The sequence below is a fragment of the Phenylobacterium composti DSM 19425 genome (genome assembly GCF_059568645.1).
Genome location: NZ_JCANTT010000013.1, coordinates 71,095 through 90,659 on the forward strand (window position 1 = coordinate 71,095; position 19,565 = coordinate 90,659).

8 protein-coding genes are annotated in these 19,565 nt (G+C 71.2%); 3 read left to right on the plus strand and 5 right to left on the minus strand.

Features of this window, described 5'->3' with window-relative positions; translation table 11 throughout:
* Positions 1-343: 343 nt before the first annotated feature.
* Positions 344-12,472, minus strand: a complete 12,129-nt coding sequence (locus BO64_RS06755; protein ID WP_496402519.1) for a calcium-binding protein — start codon at positions 12,470-12,472, stop codon at positions 344-346.
* Between the two features lie 442 nt (positions 12,473-12,914).
* Here BO64_RS06755 and BO64_RS06760 point away from each other — a divergent pair, with 442 nt between their 5' ends.
* Positions 12,915-14,030, plus strand: a complete 1,116-nt coding sequence (locus tag BO64_RS06760; RefSeq protein WP_496402520.1) for a helix-turn-helix transcriptional regulator — start codon at positions 12,915-12,917, stop codon at positions 14,028-14,030.
* Here BO64_RS06760 and BO64_RS06765 read toward each other — a convergent pair.
* The 3 genes from BO64_RS06765 to BO64_RS06775 form a co-directional block, all read right to left on the minus strand.
* Entirely contained in the window at positions 14,027-15,169 is a 1,143-nt protein-coding gene (locus BO64_RS06765) for a 2OG-Fe(II) oxygenase family protein (protein WP_496402521.1), read from the minus strand. The genes BO64_RS06760 and BO64_RS06765 overlap by 4 nt on opposite strands.
* Before the next feature lie 152 nt (positions 15,170-15,321).
* Positions 15,322-16,041, minus strand: a complete 720-nt coding sequence (locus BO64_RS06770) for a response regulator (protein ID WP_496402522.1) — start codon at positions 16,039-16,041, stop codon at positions 15,322-15,324.
* Positions 16,038-17,477, minus strand: coding sequence for a sensor histidine kinase (locus BO64_RS06775; RefSeq protein ID WP_496402523.1), 1,440 nt, complete (start codon positions 17,475-17,477; stop codon positions 16,038-16,040). The genes BO64_RS06770 and BO64_RS06775 overlap by 4 nt, the downstream gene beginning before the upstream one ends.
* A 295-nt stretch (positions 17,478-17,772) precedes the next feature.
* Here BO64_RS06775 and pal point away from each other — a divergent pair, with 295 nt between their 5' ends.
* Positions 17,773-18,300 carry a peptidoglycan-associated lipoprotein Pal gene (pal, locus tag BO64_RS06780; RefSeq protein ID WP_496402524.1) on the plus strand — a complete coding sequence of 176 codons (528 nt, stop codon included), beginning with the start codon at positions 17,773-17,775 and terminating at the stop codon, positions 18,298-18,300.
* A gap of 52 nt (positions 18,301-18,352) precedes the next feature.
* Here pal and BO64_RS06785 read toward each other — a convergent pair whose 3' ends face one another.
* The gene (locus BO64_RS06785; protein ID WP_496402525.1) at positions 18,353-18,658 is read right to left on the minus strand and encodes a hypothetical protein; all 306 of its coding nucleotides are present in this window, start codon (positions 18,656-18,658) and stop codon (positions 18,353-18,355) included.
* A gap of 475 nt (positions 18,659-19,133) precedes the next feature.
* Between BO64_RS06785 and BO64_RS06790 the strand changes: the two genes are divergently transcribed.
* Positions 19,134-19,565: a response regulator gene (locus BO64_RS06790; protein WP_496402526.1), complete on the plus strand. Its 432-nt coding sequence runs from the start codon at positions 19,134-19,136 to the stop codon at positions 19,563-19,565.

Consider the following 19,565-nt stretch of genomic DNA (forward strand, 5'->3'; position numbering starts at 1 on the left):
GATCGCCCGGTTCAGGCCGCTTGACGATATATCCAGTATAAACTAAACATGTATCTACTGAATACGAAGTTCTCGTCACCCGGGCGCGGGCCCGGCGCGCCCCCGCCTCCGCCCGCAGCGTCTCACACCCCTCCCCCGAGCACGCTCCTCGGCCCGGGTGACGAGTTCAGCCGAAGGTAAGTACTGCATGCGCGTCCGCTATGAGATCCGTTGGTCCCGGGTGCCCGAGACCCTCGCCCTCACCGCGTCCGCCCTGGCTCTGATCGCCGTCCTGCTGGGCGCGATCTGAGGAGAGGCCCGCTGCGGCCGGACGCCAAGACGTCCGGCCGCCCGCTTCTCCCGACTAGCCCACCGTGATCCAGCCGTCGCCGAGGCTGGAGATCTGCACGCCCACCAGCACCATCTCCCCGCCGCCGGTCATGGTGATGACGGTGTCCGCCCCCACCTGGGCGACGCTGTAGGTGGTCCCGGCGAGCAGGTTCACCCGGTCGCCCTCGGCGAAGTTGAAGTCCATCACTCGGTCGAGCCCAGCCTCGCCCCAGCTGTGGAAGATGTCCGCGCCGGCGCCGCCCCAGATGGTGTCGTCGCCGCGGTCGCCCGCCAGCCAGTCATCGCCGTCGCCGCCTTGAACCAGGTCGTTGCCCTGGCCCCCGCGGACGATGTCGTTGCCGGTCCCGCCGTCGAGGGTGTCTTCGCCCAGGTTGCCCAAGACGACGTCACCGCCCGAGTCACCGAACAACATGTCGTTGCCCTGGCCGCCGACGACCCAGTCGTCGCCGCCGCCGCCCCGGACGGTGTCCTCGCCCTGGTTGCCGTGGGCGTCGTCGAAGTCGTCGCCGCCCAGGATCAGGTCAGCGCCCTCGCCGCCGCGCAGGAAGTTCCGGCCCTCGCCGCCCACGATCTGGTCGTCGCCGGCGCCGCCGAACACGGTATCGTCGCCCTTGTCGCCGAACAGCATGTCCGCCCCACCGTCGCCGTAGAGGACGTCATTGTCCTGGCCGCCGTGCAGGGTGTCCGCGCCGTCGCCGCCCGAGAGCGTGTCGGCGCCCATGTTGCCGTGGACGAAGTCGGCGCCCGCACCGGCCATGACGCTGTCATTGCCCGCTCCGGCCTCGACCCGGTCGTCGGAGCCGCTGAGGTACAGCACATCGTCGCCCGCGGTCGGCATGGGGGAGCCTCCCCCACCGCCGCCACCACCACCGCCGCCACCACCACCGCCGCCGCCGCCGCCGGCGCCGGGGGTCTGGCCCTTGCCGTCGGTCGTCCGGTCGGCGAACTGCAGCCGCTCCACATTGCGGACCCGGGTCACGCCATCGGCATGGGTCAGCACCGTGTCGCCGCCGTCCAGGGTGATCAGGTATTCGGCGAACTCGCCGTCGAACACCGCCACGTCCAGGGCGCCGGCGCCGCCGTCGAGCGTGTCGTTGCCGACGCCGCCGATGAGGGTGTCGTTGTCGGCGCCGCCGGACAGGCTGTCGTCGCCTTCCCCACCGTCCAGGCGGTCGTTGCCGCCGGCGCCGATGAGGGTGTCGTCGCCCTCGAAGCCTTTGGCGTCGATCGACTCCTTCGAGGTCATGAGCGTGGCGTCGACCAGGTTGTCGTCCGCGGTGCCGTTGTAGTGGATGGTGTTCGGCGCCAGGCCCGTGCCGCTGAAGTCGCCCTCCAGGATCAGGCGGATCAGGGTCAGCACCAGGTCAGCCACCTGGGTCACTTCCAGGTCAGGCGTTCCATCGCCATCCAGGTCCAGCAGCAGGCGGTCGCCCGACACCGTGATCGTCGGCGTGGCCGTGGGCTCCGCCAGCGGCGGCGGGTCGTTGACCTGCAGCTCGTCGCCGCCGCCACCGCCGTTGACCGTGATCGAGCCCGTCGGATCCCGATCTGCCGACGGCGTCCACTCGAAGACGTCCTTGCCGGTCCCACCCTGGATCATTGGCTTCGGAACCCAGTTCGAATTGCCCAGGTTGTCCGCAGTGATGTTCAGGCTGCTGGTGTTCTCCAGCCGCAGGAACTCGACCCAGGCGTCGCCGCCGCCGTCCTCGTCGATCTGCACCACCGTGGCCGTCCCGTCCTGGACCAGGCCCATGTGGCCGGTCGCGAACGGGTTGTCTGTGCGCACATTGATACCGCTCAAGCGGGCGGCCAGGACATCCTCGAGTTCCAGGACATCGCCATCGGCCCCGGCCTGGAAGTCGGTGGCGATCACCACGCCGCGGGTGGCGGCGTCGAGGCGCAGGGCGTCCTTGCCGGCCCCCAGGGTGACCCGCGCCGTCTGGCCCAGGGCCGTGGCGACGCTGATCTGATCGTTGCCCGCGCCGCCGCTCAGCACCACCGAGCCTGTCCCGCCGGCGAGAGTGTCGTTATGGGCCGACCCGATCACGCCCGAGATGCCGACCCAGGTGTCGGTCCCGAGGCCGCCGGTCTGGATGTCATCATGGACGGTCCGGGCCATGTCGATGTCGACGCCGCTCGTGGCGCTGGCGTACGAAGCGATGTCCGTCCCGCCGCCGCCCACGAGGCTGTCGTCGCCGAGCCCGCCTTCGAGGATGTTGTTCCCCGCATCGCCGGTCAGGGTGTCGTTCCCCGAGCCGCCGATGACGCCTTCGATATTGACCAGCATGGTCGAGCCGAAGCTCGCCGCCCCGATGGTCACCGCGATGTCGTCCGTGCGGTCGGCGAAGGAGGCGATGTCCATGCCGTCGCCGCCATCGAGGACGTCGCTCCCGCCGCCGCCGATCAGCACATCGTCTCCGGCGCCGCCCATCAGGTGGTCGTTGCCGTCGCCGCCGTTCAGGGTGTCGTTCCCCGTCCCGCCGCTCAGGGTGTCCGCGCCGGCGCCGCCGCTCAGGCTGTCCGCGCCGGCGCCGCCGTCCAGGACGTTGGCCCCGCCGTCGCCTGTCAGGGTGTCGGCGTAGGACGAGCCGGTCAGGTTCTCGATCCCCACCAGCGTGTCCGTACCCGCGCCGGTGGCCGTCCCTGCCGCCAGGCTGGCGCTGATGGGCCCCGTGGCGTCCGCATAGCTCGCGGTGTCCACGCCGTCGCCGCCATCCAGCGAGTCGTGGCCGGCCCCGCCCAGCAGCAGGTCGTTGCCCTTGCCGCCGATCAGGGTGTCGGCGCCCGCCCCGCCGATCAGGGTGTCCGCGCCGTGCGCGACGGTGACGCCGTCGAACACGCCCTCGGCCACCGAGGTCTGCAGGACGATCTCTCCTTGGCCCTGGGCGGTCAGGTCGTACTCGCCATCGCCCACCAGGTAGTCGTCGCCGCCGCCGCCGCTCAGGCTGTCGGCGCCGCCGCCGCCGGCCAGGGTGTTGGCCCCACCGTCGCCTGTCAGGGTGTCGGCATAGGTCGTCCCCGACAGGTTCTCGAAACCGCTCAGGGTGAAGGTCGCCCCCGCGGCCGTCTGGGCGGCCACCCGCAGCAGCGACACATTGGCCCCGCTGGTCGGGACGCCGAAGGCGAAGCCCAGGGTGTCTGACCCGCCGCCGCCCCGGTAGATGCTGGTCCCGCCAGCGCCCGAGACCGCGATGAAGTCATCGCCGTCCCCGCCGTCCACGGTGTCGTTGCCGGCGTTGGGCAGGAAGAAGTTGGCCTGCGCATCACCCTGCAGGCTGTCGGCGTACTGAGAGCCCGAGACATGCTCGATGCCCATCAGGGTGTCGACGCCCCAGCCCGTGGCCTGGCCGGTCAGCAGGTTCACTGTCACCCCGTTCGGCGCGCCATAGTACGAAACCCGGTCGCCGCCGCTTCCCCCGTCGAGGCTGTCGTTGCCCGCCCCGCCGTCCAGGTAGTCGTGGCCGTCCCCGCCGAGCAGGGTGTCGTTCCCGCCCAGGCCGCGGAGGAAGTCGTTGCCGGCCAGGCCGCTCAGGCTGTCGCCGCCGTCGTCGCCCGTCAGGGTGTCGGCCCCGGCCCCGCCCTGCAGCGTCTCGCCGCCGTCCGCCGACACCACGGCGTCGGAGAACCTCAGGAACTCGACATTGGTCAGCACGTCGACGCCGTCGGTCCCGACGTTGTCCGTGACGGTGATCACGCCGCCGCTGCGGGTGATGGTGTAGTTGGCCCGCACGCCGCTGAACACGGCCGTGTCGATCCCGCCGCCGCCGTCGATGGTGTCGTTGCCCTCGCCGCCGGTGAGCGTGTCGTCGCCCGCCACGCCTGCGCTGTCGGGGAACGGCGTGGTGCTGAAGGTCTGGAGCCCGTTCAGCGGTCCAAGCTCGCCATCGCCCCACAACCGGTCATCACCCGCCCCGCCGGTCAGGCTGTCTCCGCCCGTGCCGCCGGCCAGGATGTTGGCGCCGCCATCGCCGGCGAGCGTGTCCGCCCCCGACGTGCCCGACAGGTTCTCGATGCTGGTCAGGGTCCAGTCGCCCTGGCCGGTCTCCTGCGCCGCGCCCTGAAGCGCCAGGCTGACGTTGATCGGCCCGACCGTGGCGTAGGCCGCCACCAGGGTGTCCACGCCGTTGCCGCCGTCGACCACGTGGGTCCGGCCCGCGGCGCCGGCCACCATCAGCATGTCGTCGCCGTCGCGGCCCGACAGGGTGTCGTTGCCGGCGTTGTAGCCCCACAGCCAGTTGTCGCCCGCATCCCCGGCCAGGCTGTCGTCGCCGTTGCTGCCCGACAGGTTCTCGACGCCGGTGATGGTCTTCAGGCCGCGGCCGGTTTCCTGGGCGGTGGTCACCGCCAGATCCACCGTGACGCCCGAGCCCCCGTCATGGAACGCCAGCCGGTCGATGCCGTCGCCGCCGTCGATCACGTCCGCGCCAACGCCGGCGAAGAGAAGATCAGCGCCCGCACCGCCGCTCAGGGTGTCCGACCCGGCGCCGCCGGCCAGCACATCGTCGCCCAAGCCGCCGCTCAGGCTGTCGGCGCCGTCGCCGCCCGCCAGGCTGTCCGCCCCGGCGAGGCCGCTCAGGGTGTCGCTGTTGGCGCCGCCGGTCAGGGTGTCGGGGCCCGACGTGCCGCTCTGGGTGCTGCCTTCGTGCGGGTTGAAGCCGTCAAAGTTCATCGGCCCGAAGTCGGAGCCGTCCACACCCTGGAAGGTCACCAGGGTGCGCCAGCTGAAGCCGCTGCCGTCGGCGCTGAACTGCAGCTCCACGTCCGCGCCGTTCTGCACCAGCCGCATATAGCCGGTGGAGAACGGGTTGGCGCCTTCCGTGTAGCCGGTGGCGTATTCCGCGAGGAAGTCCGCCAGCACGACATCATCGCCGCCGGCGCCCGCCACGAAGTCGGTCACGATGGCCTGGCCGTCGAACTCGTCGGTCAGGACGAGGGCGTCACGGCCCGCCCCCAGGGTGATAACGGCCGTCTGGCCGCCGCCCTGCTCCAGCAGCACGGTGTCGTCGCCGGCGCCGGCGTCGATGGAATCCGCCCCCTGGTTGGTCTCGATGATGTCGCGGTAGCCGCTGCCGGTGATGGTGTCGGCCCCGTTGCCGCCCTCGATGAAGAGGCCGACGTCGGCGCCGTCCTCCATCACCAGGCCCGACAGGTCAAAGGCCTCACCGGCTTCCGACAGCCGTACGTTCAGCTGGCCAACGCCGCGCACGGTCACGCCGTCGCCATTGAAGCTGAAGTCGAACCGCTCGGCGTCGATGGTCAGGACCGCCGGGGCCACGACGATGCTGGCGCCGTTCACCACCCCGCTGAAGCCCGGCTGGAAGATGATCCCTTCCACGTTCACCAGGTCGCCCATGAACTCGACGTCGCCGCCGACGCCCAGGTAGTCGACGCCGTCGCCGCCGTTCACGGTCACGCCGGCGAAGTTGCTCCGCACCGGCGTTCCGTTGAAGGTGAGGTTGGTGACCACCAGGGTGTCGGAGCCCGCCCCGCCGTCCAGCAGATCCGCGCTGCCGTCGCCGGTGGTCTGCAGCAGGTCGTCGCCGTCACCGCCGCGCAGTTCGTCGTCGCCCACCCCGCCTTGCAGGGTGTCATTGCCTGCGCCGCCGACGAGGGAGTCCTCGCCGCCGCCGCCGATGAGGCTGTCGGCCCCCGCGCCGCCTGACAGGCTGTCGGCGCCGTTGGCGCCGTTCAGGGTGTCATTGCCCGCCCCGCCGATCAGGGTGTCGGCGCCCTCGCCGCCCACCACCAGCTGGCCGCCGTTCGGGTCGAAGCCGTCGAGGTTGTCCGCGGTGAAATCGGCGGCCGTGGTGTTCTGGAACGTGGCCAGGGTCGTCCAGCTGTCGCCGCCGCCGTTGGCGTCGTATTGCAGCCGCGTGTCCGCCCCGCTCTGAACGAGCCGCAGGTGGCCACTGGAGAACGGGTTGGAGTCCTCGACGTAGTTGCTGGCGATCGCCTCCAGGAAATCCTCGAGGTCAAGCACGTCGCCGCCGGCCCCCGTGGCGAAGTCGGTGATCACCAGCGAGCCGCGGAAGGTCTCCGTCAGCTCGACGGTGTCCCGGCCGGCGCCCAGGGTGATGGTCAGGGTCTCGCCCGCCTGCTGGCCGGCCAGCACCTCGTCGTCGCCCGCCCCGAGGTCGACCACGTCGTTCCCCGACTTGAGGTCGAGGTAGTCGGCGTAGTCGCTGCCCGTGACGCTGTCCGCCCCCGCCGTGCCGACCACCTGGACGAAGACGTCCGCCGGATCGAAGGTCAGGCCCGACAGGTCCAGAGCCGCGTTGGCGTTGATGATCAGGGCCCCTTCGCCCGCCACCGTCACTCCGCCGCTGAACGCGGCCATATAGGTGTCGGCGTTCAGGGTCAGGATCGCCTGGCCGATCTCGATGTTGGCGTCGCTGTAGGGCTGATTGAGCTGGATCCGCTCGATGCCCGAGATCGAGCCCATGAACGGCACATTGCCGGACACCACCAGGGTGTCCGTGCCGGCCCCGCCGATCAGCTGAGCGCCCGCAAAATCGCCGGACACCTCGACGCCGTTGTACTTAAGGTTCGTCAGCGCCAAGCGGTCGTCGCCGTCGCCGCCGTCCAGGGTGTCCACCCCGGCCCCGCCCGATGTCTGCAGCAAGTCGTCGCCGGCGCCGCCAGACAGGCTGTCGTTGCCTGGGCCGCCCTGCAGGGTGTCGGCGCCCGCCTCGCCCAGCAGGGTGTCGTGGCCCAGCCCGCCGACCAGACTGTCGTCGCCATCCCCGCCCGAGATCAGGTCGTCGCCGCCGAGGCCGTCGATGGTGTCGGCGCCGGCCGTGCCGGTCAGGGTGTCGTTACCTTCGGTGGCGCCGGGAAGAGGCGCAGCGATCCGCTGGTCGGCGAACTGCAGCCATTCGACGCCGGTCAGGGTGTCCGTGCCGTCCGGGCTGCCGCCGCGGTTGTCCACCACGGTGACGACGCCGTCCGCATCGACGGTGACGGTGTAGTCCGCCCGGTCGCCCGAGAAGACCGCCACGTCCTCGCCGTCGCCGCCGGACAGGCTGTCATTGCCCAGGCCGCCCACGAGGGTGTCGTCGCCGTCCCCGCCCAGCAGGGTGTCGCCATAGGTCGGCGCGAAATTCAGCTCGGCGACCTCGCCGTAGTTGTAGTCGAGGAAGAAGGCCCCGTCCTCGTCGGGATAGATGGCCCCGTCGCCCAGCAGCAGGTCGTTCCCGGCCCCGCCCGCGAGGCTGTCCGAACCGCCCCAGCCGGCCACGATGTTGTCGCCGCCATCACCCGTCAGGGTGTCGTCGCCGCCCATGGTGCCGACGAGGTTTTCCACCTCCGAGACGGTCAGCTTCCCCTGGCCGGTCTCCTGCTCGCCCGCGATGGCCAGGGACACGCTCACCGGCCCGTCCACGCCGTCGGAGTAGTACTGCAGGGTGTCTTCGCCGGCGCCGCCGACCACGGTGTGGTCGCCCTTGCCCACCGACAGCAGGTCGTCGCCATCACCCCCATTGAGGCTGTCGTCGCCGCGCGTGCCCCACAGCCAGTTGTCGCCGTCGTCGCCGATCAGGGTGTCGTTGTGGTTCGAGCCGGTGACGTGCTCGATCGAGACGAGGGTGTCGTTACCCCAGCCGGTGTCCTGCGCATCGCTTTCCTGCAGATCCACCCGCACGCCGACCGTGGCGTCGTTGTACGAGGCCCTGTCCAGGCCGGCGCCGCCGTCGATCCGATCGTCGCCGGCCCCGCCCACCAGCAGGTCCGCGCCGTCGTCGCCGGCCAGGGTGTCCTCGCCGTCGCCGCCGCGCAGAACGTCCCAGCCGGCCCCGCCGGCCAGGACGTCGTTGCCATTGCCACCCAGCAGGGTGTCTTCCCCCAACCCGCCGACCAGACTGTCGTCGCCGTCATAGCCGTTCAGGCTGTCGGCCCCGCCCTCGCCGGCCAGCAGATTGTCGCCGGCGTTGCCGATGATGGTGTCGGCGCCGAAGCTGCCGCCGACATTCTCCACATTGGTGATGGTGTCCACGCCATGGCCGGCGTTGATGGTCTGCGGCCCGGTTTCGCCCAGGTTCACCGTGAATCCGTCGCCCCCGGGAAACAGCACCATATCGGCGCCGTCGCCGCCGTCGATGACGTCATTGCCTTCGCCGCCGATCAGGGTGTCATTGCCATTGCCGCCCAGCAGGGTGTCGTTCCCGCCGTCGCCGCTCAGCCGGTCGTCCCCAGCCAGACCCGAGATGCGGTCGTCGCCGGCAAGGCCGCTGATGGTCTCGGCGTCGGCCGTGCCCGCCAGGGTGTCGGCCCCCATGGTCGGGGTGGCGCCCTGCGGGTCGAGGCCGTCCAGGTTATGGGCCGTGAAGTCGGTCGCCGTGGTGTTCTGGAAGACGATCAGCGTCGTCCAGGCGTCGCCCCCGCCGTCGGCGTCGAACTGCAGCAGGGTGTCCGCGTCGACCTGGACCAGCCGCAGATGGCCGGTGGCGAACGGGTTCTGGCCTTCGGTATGGTTGGTGACCCGGCCGGAAAGCCCGGACAGGTCCACCCCGTCGCCGTCGTCGCCCGGGGTGAAGTCCGTGACAACCACCTCGCCGGTGAAGGTCTCGTCCAGCTCGATGACGTCCGAACCCTCACCGAGGGTCACCGTCGTGCTTCCGGCGCCCTGGGCCACCAGCACGTCGTCGCCGTCGCCGAGGTCGACTAGGTCCGACCCGCCGCCCGTGCGCACCACGTCGCTGCCGCCCGAGCCGGTCACCGTGTCGGTCCCCGAGCCCGCATGGTACAGCAAGGTGGCGTCGCCGCCGGCGTTCACCACCGCCGAGAAGCTGACGTTGCGGCCGGCGGCTCCATCGTCGGTCACCTCCAGCACGCCGGGGCCGCTGATCGTGACGCCCGAGCCAAACATCGTCTGGTAATCGTCCAGCGACAGCGCCAGCTGCGCCTCGCCGATCTCCACCGTGTCCGAGCCGTTGACGCTCGTCCCGCCTTCGCGGAACTGGATGCGCTCGATGTTCTGCAGCACGCCCTTGAAGGGCACGCGGCCGCTCACCGCGAGCGTGTCCTCGCCGTCGCCGCCGTCCACGAACGTGCCCGCGAAATCGCCCACCAGCGGCAAGCCGTTCAGCTTCAGGTTGGTGAGCGAGATCACGTCATCGCCGGCCCCGCCCAGCAGGGTGTCGGCGCTAGACGTTCCCAGCGCCTGCAGGACGTCGTCGCCCGCGCCGCCCTCCAGCAGGTTCGCCCCGGCGCCGCCCGCCAGACTGTCGTTCCCGTCGCCACCGAGCAGGGTGTCGTCGCCGGTCGCGCCGGCCAGGCTGTCGTCGCCGCCCAGGCCGGAGATGTGATCGTCGCCCGCGAGCCCGTTGATCGTGTCGGCGTCCGGCCCGCCGGTGAGCGTGTCGTTGCCGGTGGTGGCCCCCAGCGGCTCGCCGTCGATGTCGAACAGGCCGTCGGCGAACTGCAGGCGCTCGATGCTGTAGAGCGTGTCCGTCCCGTCGGGGCTGCCGTCCCGGGTGTCCTCGATGGTCACCGAGCCGTCGCCATTGGCGGTGATGGCATAGTCCGCCCGGGCGCCGGAATAGACCGCCAGGTCGAGGCCGTCGCCGCCGTGCAGGGTGTCGTTCCCCGCCCCGCCGGTCAGGGTGTCGTTCCCCGCGACGTCGTCCAGAGCGTTAAAGACAGTGATCGGACCCGTCGTGCCGAACTCGGACTCCACGTCCACGATGCCGTCGCCCAGCAGCAGGTCGTCGCCCCCGCCGCCCGACAGCACGTCGTCGCCTTCTCGGCCCGCGAGCACATTGGACAGGCCATCGCCCGTCAGGGTGTCGGCCTTCACAGAGCCCGACAGGTTCTCGAAGCCCTGGATCAGCATGGAGCCCACGCCGGTGGCCTGCCGATTGTCGGGATCCTGGTCCGCGAGCGTGACGCTGACGCCACTCTGGGCGTCCGAGAACGACAAGGTGTCGCCGGCGCCGGCCCCGCCGTCGAGGTCGTGATCGCCCGCGCCCACCACCAGCAGGTCGTCGCCGGCGCCGCCCGCCAGGCTGTCGTTGCTGATGATGCCCTCGGCCGGGGCGCCGGCCCACAGCCAGTTATCGCCGTCGTCGCCGATCAGGGTGTCGCTGTGGGCGGTGCCCGACACATGCTCGATGCCGGTGAGCAGATCCGCGCCCTGGCCGGTGTTCTGGGTCACGCCTTGCTGGTTCAGGTCGACAATGACCCCCTGGGCGGCGCCGTAGTAGCCCACGCGGTCAAGCCCGTCGCCGCCGGCGAGCACGTCATCGCCGTCGCCGCCGAGCAGATAGTCGTCACCGCTTCCACCCTCGAGGGTGTCGTTCCCGCCGTAGCCGTACAGCCCGTCGTGACCATCGCCGCCCGCCAGGCGGTTGTCGGCCTCGTCGCCGCGCAGGGCGTCGTGGCCGTCCGGACCGATCACGTTCTCGATGCCGACCAGCGTGTCTTCGTCGACGAAGCCCGAACCGTTCCAAACCTGCACCGTGCCGTTGCGCAGGTCCACGAGCACCGAGCTGCGATCGGAGTAGTCGGCGGTGTCGACGCCGTCGCCGCCGTCGAGGACGTCGTTGCCGGTCCCGCCGTTCAGGGTGTCGTCGCCGTCGCCCCCCTGCAGGGTATCGGCGCCGGCCCCGCCCGCGATGCTGTCGTTCCCGCCCAGGCCGTTGATGATGTTGGCGCCGGCGCCGCCGACGAGGGTGTCGTCACCGCTGGTGGCGCCCTCCAGCTGATCGCCGTCGATGTCGAACAGGCCGTCGGCGAAGCGCAGCCGCTCAATGCCTTCCAGGAGGTCAGTCCCGTCCGGGCTGCCGTCGCGGTCGTCGGTGACGGTGTAGGTCCCGTCACCGTTGTCCGTGATGGTGTAGTCCGCGCGCACGCCCGAGAAGACCGCCACGTCGGTCCCGCCGCCCCCCTTCAGCGTGTCGTTGCCCGCCCCGCCGGTCAGGGTGTCGTCGCCATGGACCACGCCCGGTCCGGCGATGGCGCCGACCACGACGATCTCGCCGCCGCCCGCCAGCTCGTCGCTGGGCAGCACCTCGCCATCGCCCAGCAGCACGTCGTCGCCGTCGCCGCCGCTCAGCACGTCCGCCCCGCCGCTCCCGGCCAGCAGGTTCGCGCCGTCGTCCCCGGTCAGGGTGTCGTTCAGCAGGGTGCCGGACAGGTTCTCGATGCTGGTCAGGGTGACCTCGACCGAGCCGCCGATTTCCTGCGAGCCGGCCTTGGCCAGCGAAACGTCGAAGCCCGAAGAGATGTCGGGGCCGGCGAAGCCCAGGGTGTCGCTGCCAGCGCCCCCGTTGATGGTGTTGGCCCCGGCCATCGCCGAAATGGCGATCAGGTCGTTGCCGTCGCCACCGTCAACGTCGTTATTCCCCCCGTGGAGGATGAAGTAGTTGTCGGCGTCGCTGCCGATCAGGGTGTCGTCGCCGCTCGCGCTGCCCGACACATGCTCGATGCTGATCAGCTTGTCGGAGCCCAGGCCCGTGGCCTCGCCCTCGGCCAGATTGACGTAAACCCCCGTCGCGCCGGCGCTGTAGTACGAGACCCGGTCGCCCCCGTCGCCGCCGTCCAGGGTGTCGTCCCCCGGCCCACCGTCCAGATAGTCGTTACCGGCCCCGCCGAGCAGCGAGTCGTCGCCTGCATTGCCGCGCAGGGCGTCATAGCTGTCGCCGCCCGATACGGTGTCATTGCCGTCACCGCCGAGCAGGATGTCCGAGCCGGCCCCGCCAGCGAGGCTGTCGTTGCCGTCCTGGCCAAGGATCGTGTCGTCGCCCGCGCCGCCGACCAGGGCGTCGGCGTCCGGGCTGCCCAGCCACTCGCCGGTGATTGCGTAATAGCCATCCGCGAACTGCAGGCCCTCGACCTCCCACAGGATGTCGGTCCCATCCGGGCTGCCGTCGCGGTTGTCGATGATGGTGTACGAGCCGTCTTGGTTGTCGATGATGGTGTAGTCGGCCCGGCCGCCTGAATAGACAGCCGTGTCCCAGCCGCCACCGCCCTTCAGGGTGTCGTCGCCCTCTTCGCCGCTCAGGACGTCCTCGCCCTCGCCACTCTCGATGCTGTCATTGCCTTGGCCGCCGAGCAGGGTGTCGTCACCCTCCAGGCCCTGGATATTCTCGTTGCTCGCGTCGCCGCTGAAGGAATGGTTGCCCGAGGTGCCGCCGAAATCAGCCATTTGACTATCCGCCCAAGACTAAGCGCGCGTCGGATTGCAACCAACGCGCGAAATTATTCGGGGCGAACGCCGAATTCCCCCACCAAACACGACGTTATTTTGGGCTCTCAGGTCTCGCTTCCCCCATTTGGGGGATAGGGCCGTGGATCATGGGGACGCGGCCTGTCCGTGACCGACCTGATGCTGATGCCGCGGCATTTATTTCTTGGGCGGCAGCGTATTCTTGGACCGCCACGCGTGTGTTTCGCCCCCACAACCGCGACCGTCAGATCGCCTGACGCCATCTTGAGCGCCGCCAGCGCTTGGCCCGGATTAGGTAGCCTGGCTATTGACGGGCGCCCCCTCGGTGAACATCGTTCACCGCACTTGGGGGATCAGTCAGTATGCGTAACTGGTGTGCCGCCCGCGTCTTGGGGTGGGGCGTGCGTCTTGAGGTCGTCGCATGACCGGCGGCGACGATCATCTGATGAGTGTTGCGGCCCTCTTCAGCGACGCCGCGCTCGGGGGCGACTGGGAGGCCGCCCTGGCCGGCCTTGCGAAGGCCTGCACCGCTGATAACGGGCAGCTTGTCGGCATCGGCGCCAACGCCGCCGTCCCCTTCAACTGGATCAGCAACCGCAACGGCCGCACCGACGACGAATGGCTGGCCCTGCGCGGCGGCGATCCAGCCCGCAATCCCCGGGTCAGGGTCGGTCTTTCAGCCCCGCGGCTCAAGGCTTGGCACGACCTGGACTGCTTCGATCCAGAGACCCGGGCCCGTTATGCCGAGTGCTGCGATCTCTTCATCCGCCTCGACCTGCCCTATGGGAGCCAAGCCACCCTGATCCGGGACGAGGAAATCCTGATCGGCGTCGCCACCCTCCGGGGCGCGCGCCTCGGCCAGCCCTCGCCCGAGGATCGGCGCGCCTTCGAGGCCCTCGTTCCCCACATCCGCGATGCGGTGCGCCTGCAGATGACCCTTGAGGGCCAGGGCGCAGCGGTGATGGCCGGCGCCCTGGACGCCGTAGGCGCGGCCGCCTTCATCCTCGACGGCTCCGGCCGCCTGCGGGCCGCCACCCAGGCTGGGGAAACCGCCCTGGCCTCGGGTCCCCTGCGCCTGCGCAGCCAGCGCCTCGGCGCCGCCCGGGACGACCAAAGCCGCCTGCTGGACGCGGCGGTGGAGGCGGCCCTGCAAGGGCCGGCCGGCGCCACCGACCGGCCCATGCGGACCGTGCCGCTGCGCCCGGTCGACGATCCGTCGTCCCTGGTCCTCGCCGATGTGGTGTCGCTGCCGGCCCGCGCCCACGCCCTCGGCTTCCAGCCACGGGTGCTGGTGACCCTGCGGGGCGTCTCCCGGCGCGACGCCGACCTCGCCCGCCACCTGCGGGCCGCGTTCGGCCTTACGCCCGCCGAGGCCGAGATCGCCCTGCGGCTGCTGGACGGCGACAGCCGCGAGGCCATCGCCGACGACCGCCAGGCCTCGGTGCAGACGGTCCGCAGCCAGGTGAAGAGCCTGTTCGCCAAGCTCGGGGTGCGGCGCACCGCCGAGCTGACCGCCCGCTTCGGCCGCCTGCGCTAGGCGCCCTGGCCCGCTGGCGCCGGGGCCTGCCCCCGCGCCTCCCCCCGGGCCGCGGCCTTGGCTGCCGCTCGCAGGTTCTCCTCCACCAGATGGGCGTTCTGCTCCCGCACCCGCGCCCCCTCCTCGTCATAGAGGAACGGCAGGGTGGCGTAGCGCCGCCCGCGGGTGATGGGCGAGACCTCGTGCAGCAGCGAGCATGAGAACACCACCGCCCCGCCAGTGGGCGGCCGGTAGGTCCGCGTCCCATATTCCGGGAAGCGCAGGTCGCCGCCCTCGAAGTCCTCGGCGTTCAGGTTGATGGAGCAGGCGAAGCGCCGGTGGGCCGTGCCGGGGGAGTCGTTGTCCCGGTGGGCCCGAAAGTGACCGCCCTCGCTGGCGTCATAGGCCGCCACGATGTAGCGCTCCACGCGCGTCACCTTGAAGGCGAAGGCCCGCTGGATCTCCGGGATCAGCCGCTCGCGCAGCCGCGCCCGGATGCCCGCCATCAGGCCCTCGTCCTCGATGACGGCGTCCCGCCGGCGCTTGAAGCTGTCGTCCATCACCCCCGTGGTCAGGCCGTTGACCAGGCGCATCACCCCGGACGGCTTGCCGCCCCGGACCTCGTAGTAGGCGATCAACTCCCGGCAGAAGGCCGGTTCGAACACCCGCGGCACGATCAGAACCGGCGCATGGATCTCTATCCCCGCGTGCCGCTCGGGCGGCGGCAGGCCGGCGATGATGGCGCTCAGTCGCCCAAGCTCGGCGGGCAGGTCGGTCAGTTCGCCGTGGGCCAGGGCCCGCAGGGTCGGGTCGATCAGCAGCCAGAAGGCCGCCTCGACGCCGTCCTCGGCGAGCGCGCCGTAGGGGCGCGAGATGTCCCCGCTCCCGTCCAGCACCCAGCGGACGGCCGCCCGCTCTGGCAGCTCGGCGAACAGCTCCGGATCGCGCAGGACTGCGAAGGCCACGCAGCGGCCAGGCGCAAACAGCTTCTCATTGGCCAGCAGATGGTCGGCCACCGCCCGCGCCGCCGCTCGTTCCGACGGCAGGAAGAGCAGCAGCACGAACCGCCCGCCCAGCGAGCTGAAGGCGAACTTGGGATTTCCGTGAGTGTGCGCCGAGAACCAGGGAACCGGCGCGCCGAGCGGGCGCGGATAGGCCATGGTCCTGCGCCTCAGCCGCCCGCCGCGCCCGGGGTCAGCGCCGATCCCCGGACCGCGTCGGGGGCAGGGAAGAAGAACGAGGTCAAGGGTGCTCTCCACGACTGCGGCCGTGAAATTCGACGTTGGCGTCGAAAGGCTCAATCATAAGAACGTTATAAGCAGGCCCGTTCAGGGCGGCCCCCCTCGTCCTCGGCCGCCAGCCGGTAGCCCAGGCCTGGCTCGGTGGTCACCAGCCGCGGCGAGGCCGGCTCGGCCTCCACCTTCTGGCGCAGCTGTCCCACCAGCACCCGCACGAACTGGGCGTCCACCTGGGCCCCCGGCCCCCAGACGGCGGCGATCAGCTGGCGGTGCGTCACCACCCGCCCCGCATGCCGGGCGAGCACCCGTAGCAGGTCGTACTCCCGGGGCGTCAGATGCACCTCCTCGCCCTGGATGGTCACCCGGCGCAGGGCGAAGTCGATCTCCAGGTCCCCGGCCCGCACCCGCGCCTGGGAGGCGAAGCGGCGCTCCCGTCCGCGCTGGGCGGCCCGCAGCCGGGCCAGCAGCTCGCCCACGCCCACCGGCTTGTTCACATAATCGTCGGCCCCCGCGTCCAGGGCGGCGATCTTTTCGCTCTCGAGGTCCCGGGCCGAGAGCACGATGATCGGGGCGTCCGACCATTCCCGCACCCGGGCGATCACCTCCTTGCCGTCCATATCGGGCAGGCCCAGGTCCAGCAGGATGGCGTCGCAGGGCTCTGCGGCCAGGGCGGCCAGCGCGCCCTCGCCAGTGGCCTTGGCTTCCACCGTATAGCCCGCCGCCTGCAGCGCGGGGGTCAGGGCCCGGACGATCTGCGGCTCGTCGTCCACCAGCAGCAGTCGAAGCCCGCTCATGCCGCCGCCCTCAGGCTCAGGGTCGCCACCAGGCCGCTGCGGTCGGTCCGGTTGCGCACGCCGATGCGTCCGCCCATGCCGGCCATGAGGCCGCGGCTGATGGCGAGGCCCAGGCCGGTGCCGGCCGTCCCGCGCGCCGCGCTCGACCGGTAGAACTTCTCGAAGATCCGTTCGGCCTCGGCCGGGTCCACGCCCGGCCCCTCGTCCGTGACCTCCACCACCACCTCCTGTCCGCACCCGGCCACGCGCACCGCGATCGGAGCCCCGGCCGGGGAATAGCGTAGGGCGTTCTCCACCACATTGCCGAAGGCCTGTTCGAACAGCACCGCATCCCCCTCGGCCTCGGGCGTGGCCGGGTCGATGTGCAGCTCGAAGGCCCGCTGTTCGCCCCGGTTGCGCCGGGCCACCGCCCGCTCCACCACCTCGGGAACGTTGAAGGCCGAGGTCGCCACGGTGAGTTGCCCGGCCTCCAGCCGGCTCATGCTGAGCAAGTTGGCCACCGTCGTGTCCAGCCGCTCGGCCTCCTCGCGGATGGTGTCAGCCAGGTCCAGGCGCACCGCCGCGTCGAAGCGCCCGTCGAACTCGCGCAGGCTGGTGGCCGAGGCCAGGATCGCCGCCAGGGGCGTGCGCAGGTCGTGCGAGATGGAGGACAGCAGGGCGTTGCGGAGGTCCTCCGTCCGGGCCCGCGCTTCCGCCTCGGCCTTGGCCGCCGCCAGCCGGGCGCGGGAGATGGCCGCCGCCCCGGTGTCCGCCAGGATCTCGATGAGCGTCTGCTCCTCCTCGGACAGCGACGGACCGCCCAGGGGCCGCCAGGCCGCCTCGCCGAACGCCCCGTCCCCAGCCCGCAGCGGTCGCACCCGCCACGCCGGAACCGCGCCCTTGGCCGGCGGACCGCCCACCGTATGCGAATAGGTCTCCTCGCCCCGCACCTCGGCCGCGCCGCGCGCCGCCCGGGCGATGTGGCGGGCGAGGCTGCGCCGGATCGCCGCCTCGTCCGAGGTGGCCGAGAACTCCTGGGTGGCGTCCAGCAAGGCTGCGTTGATCCGTTGCCAGGCCTTGGCCCGCGCCGCCTCGTCGCGCATCCGGCCGATCAGCAGGCCGGTCAGGCCCGCCACCGCCAGAAACAGCATCAGGACGTTGAAGTCCTCGGCCCCCCCGAAGCTCAGCTGGAAGCGGGGGTCCACCTGGAACATGTAGACAAGAAAGGCCAGGGCGGCGGCGAGGTAGGCCGGGCCTGAGCCCAGCAGGAACGCCGCCAGCAGCACCCCAGCCAAAAAGATGCTGGAGAGCCTGGCGCTGCCCGTGAGGCGGTAGAACACCTCGGCCACGCCGCTGGTCAGGGCGACGATCGGCAGGACCGCGGCATACCTCAACCCTTCCCGCACGAGGCCGCGGAGCGAACGCGCCTCGCCGGGCTCGGGGGTTGCCTGCCACATGGGGCCGAACTTCATCATCGCGCCGGGCCGGTCAATTATGTCCCCCTTATGTGACGCCCGCCCGGCGCCGGAAGCTTCACTATAAGATTCTTATACTGTCCCGCGTCTCACGCGCAGGCGATCAAGCGAGTCGAAGGCCCAGACCGTCCGGCCAAGGCGGCGGCCTCCCCCAGGCGCAAGCCCAGGCCGGCAGACGAGCCCAAAGTCCGACCGCCGTGATTTCCGCGGCGCCGCGGTCCGGCGCCTTCATCGGAAGCATCGCGGCCCCTGCCGCCCTCAACGACGAGCCATTCGAATGACGCCTATCCGCGCCCTCATGTTCGCCGCCGCCGGCGCCGCCCTGCTTGCGGGCTGCGCCAGCCGCCCGAAGGCCCCGGCCGAGGCCCCCGTGGCCGAAGCCCCGCCGCCGGCCCCGGCGCCGCAAGCGCCGCCCGCCCCGACCGGCCCGACCTACGCCACCCTGCAGGACGAACTCGCCGCCGTGGCCGGCGACCGCGTCTACTTCGCCTTCGACAGCGACGTGGTGGACGGCGAGGCCCAGGCCACCCTGCGCCGCCAGGCTGAATGGCTGCGCGCCCACCCCGACGTCCGCGCCCGCATCGCCGGCAACGCCGACGAACGCGGCACCCGCGAATACAACCTGGCCCTGGGCTCGCGCCGGGCGGCCAACGTCCGCGCCGCCCTAATCGCCCTGGGTATCGCCGCCGACCGTCTGGAGACCATCTCCTACGGCAAGGAACGTCCGATCGACCCCGCCTCCAACGAGGAAGCCTGGGCCCGCAACCGCAACGCCCAGACCGTGCTCATCGGGATCGGCGGCTAAGAGTGAATTTTTTTGGGGGGCGGCGGCTTCGGCGGCCGCCCCGCTTGTGCGGCTAGGCCAGCCAGCGGCGCGGGTGGTTAAAGCCCAGCGCCCGCACCTCGCCCTGGGCCAGGCCCAGCGTCTTCATCCGCCAGGCGCTCAGCGCCTTGACCGCCGCCACCGGCTCGATCCCGCCGATGGGACTGGTGGCCACCCTCCCCGCCATCACCGCCCGGTCCACCGCGGTCCATTCGGCCCGCGCCTGATCGGCCACGCCCACGGCGTAGTAGTGGCGCATGGGCGCACGTTCGCCCTCGACCTCGAGCATCACGGCCACGAGCCAGCCCGCGGTCACCGTCTTGGCGGAAGCATCCTGCATCGGCCCTACCTAGCCCGGGCCGCGCCCGTCGCAAGGGCGTCAGCGTGAAGCGATCGGCTGAAACGTCCGGCCTCGTCAGACCAGCTGGGGGCGCGCCGGCCAGGATCAGACCGGCGCAGCCCCTCCGAGCCCCCCGGCGCCGCCCCAGGAACATAGGCGGCGTTCCCCCCGAACAAGCTCGCCGTGCATGGCGCCATACCGCCCGGCGTCCCGCCATCCCCCATCTGGGGTAAGCGCCGATCAGAGGCCCACATCGTCTGGCTCTTAACCCTGCGGAAGCCGCGAACGACTGACCAATCCCAGCCAACACTCGCCCACGCCCCAGTCACGCCTGCGCCCGTCCTTGGCCGCAGCCCCCGCTCGACTTGCCGTTCAGGGTCGTTAACGGCAGTTAGCCACGTCTGTCAGTCATACCTTAGCTTCTGACCGCCACCTTTCCGCCGTATTCGGGCGAGGTCCCGATGGAGTTACGGCTGTGAACAGCGCCGCCGCCGGCCGCCGCCCAGAACGGGTTCTGCGCGTCCTGCATGTCGATGACGACCCCATGAACCTGCGCGTCGTGCAGGAGATCCTCACGGCATTCGGCCACACGCCGGTCATGGCCGGTTCGGGCAGCGAGGCCTTGGATCATCTCAAGGCCCAGCGCTTCGACGTGGTGCTGATGGACATCCACATGCCCGGCATGAGCGGCATCGAGGCGGTGCAGCGCCTGCGCGCCTCCGAAGGCCCCGAGCGCGCGACCCCGGTCATCGCCCTCACCGCCGACGTGGTCTCCCGTCGCCCCCAGGACTATGCGGCCCTCGGCTTCGACGACTTCGTGTCGAAGCCGATCCTGGTTTCGGGGCTGATGGCCTCCATCCGCCGCGCCGCCGGCCGGCGTCCCGCGCGCCTGTCCCGGGCGAGCTGA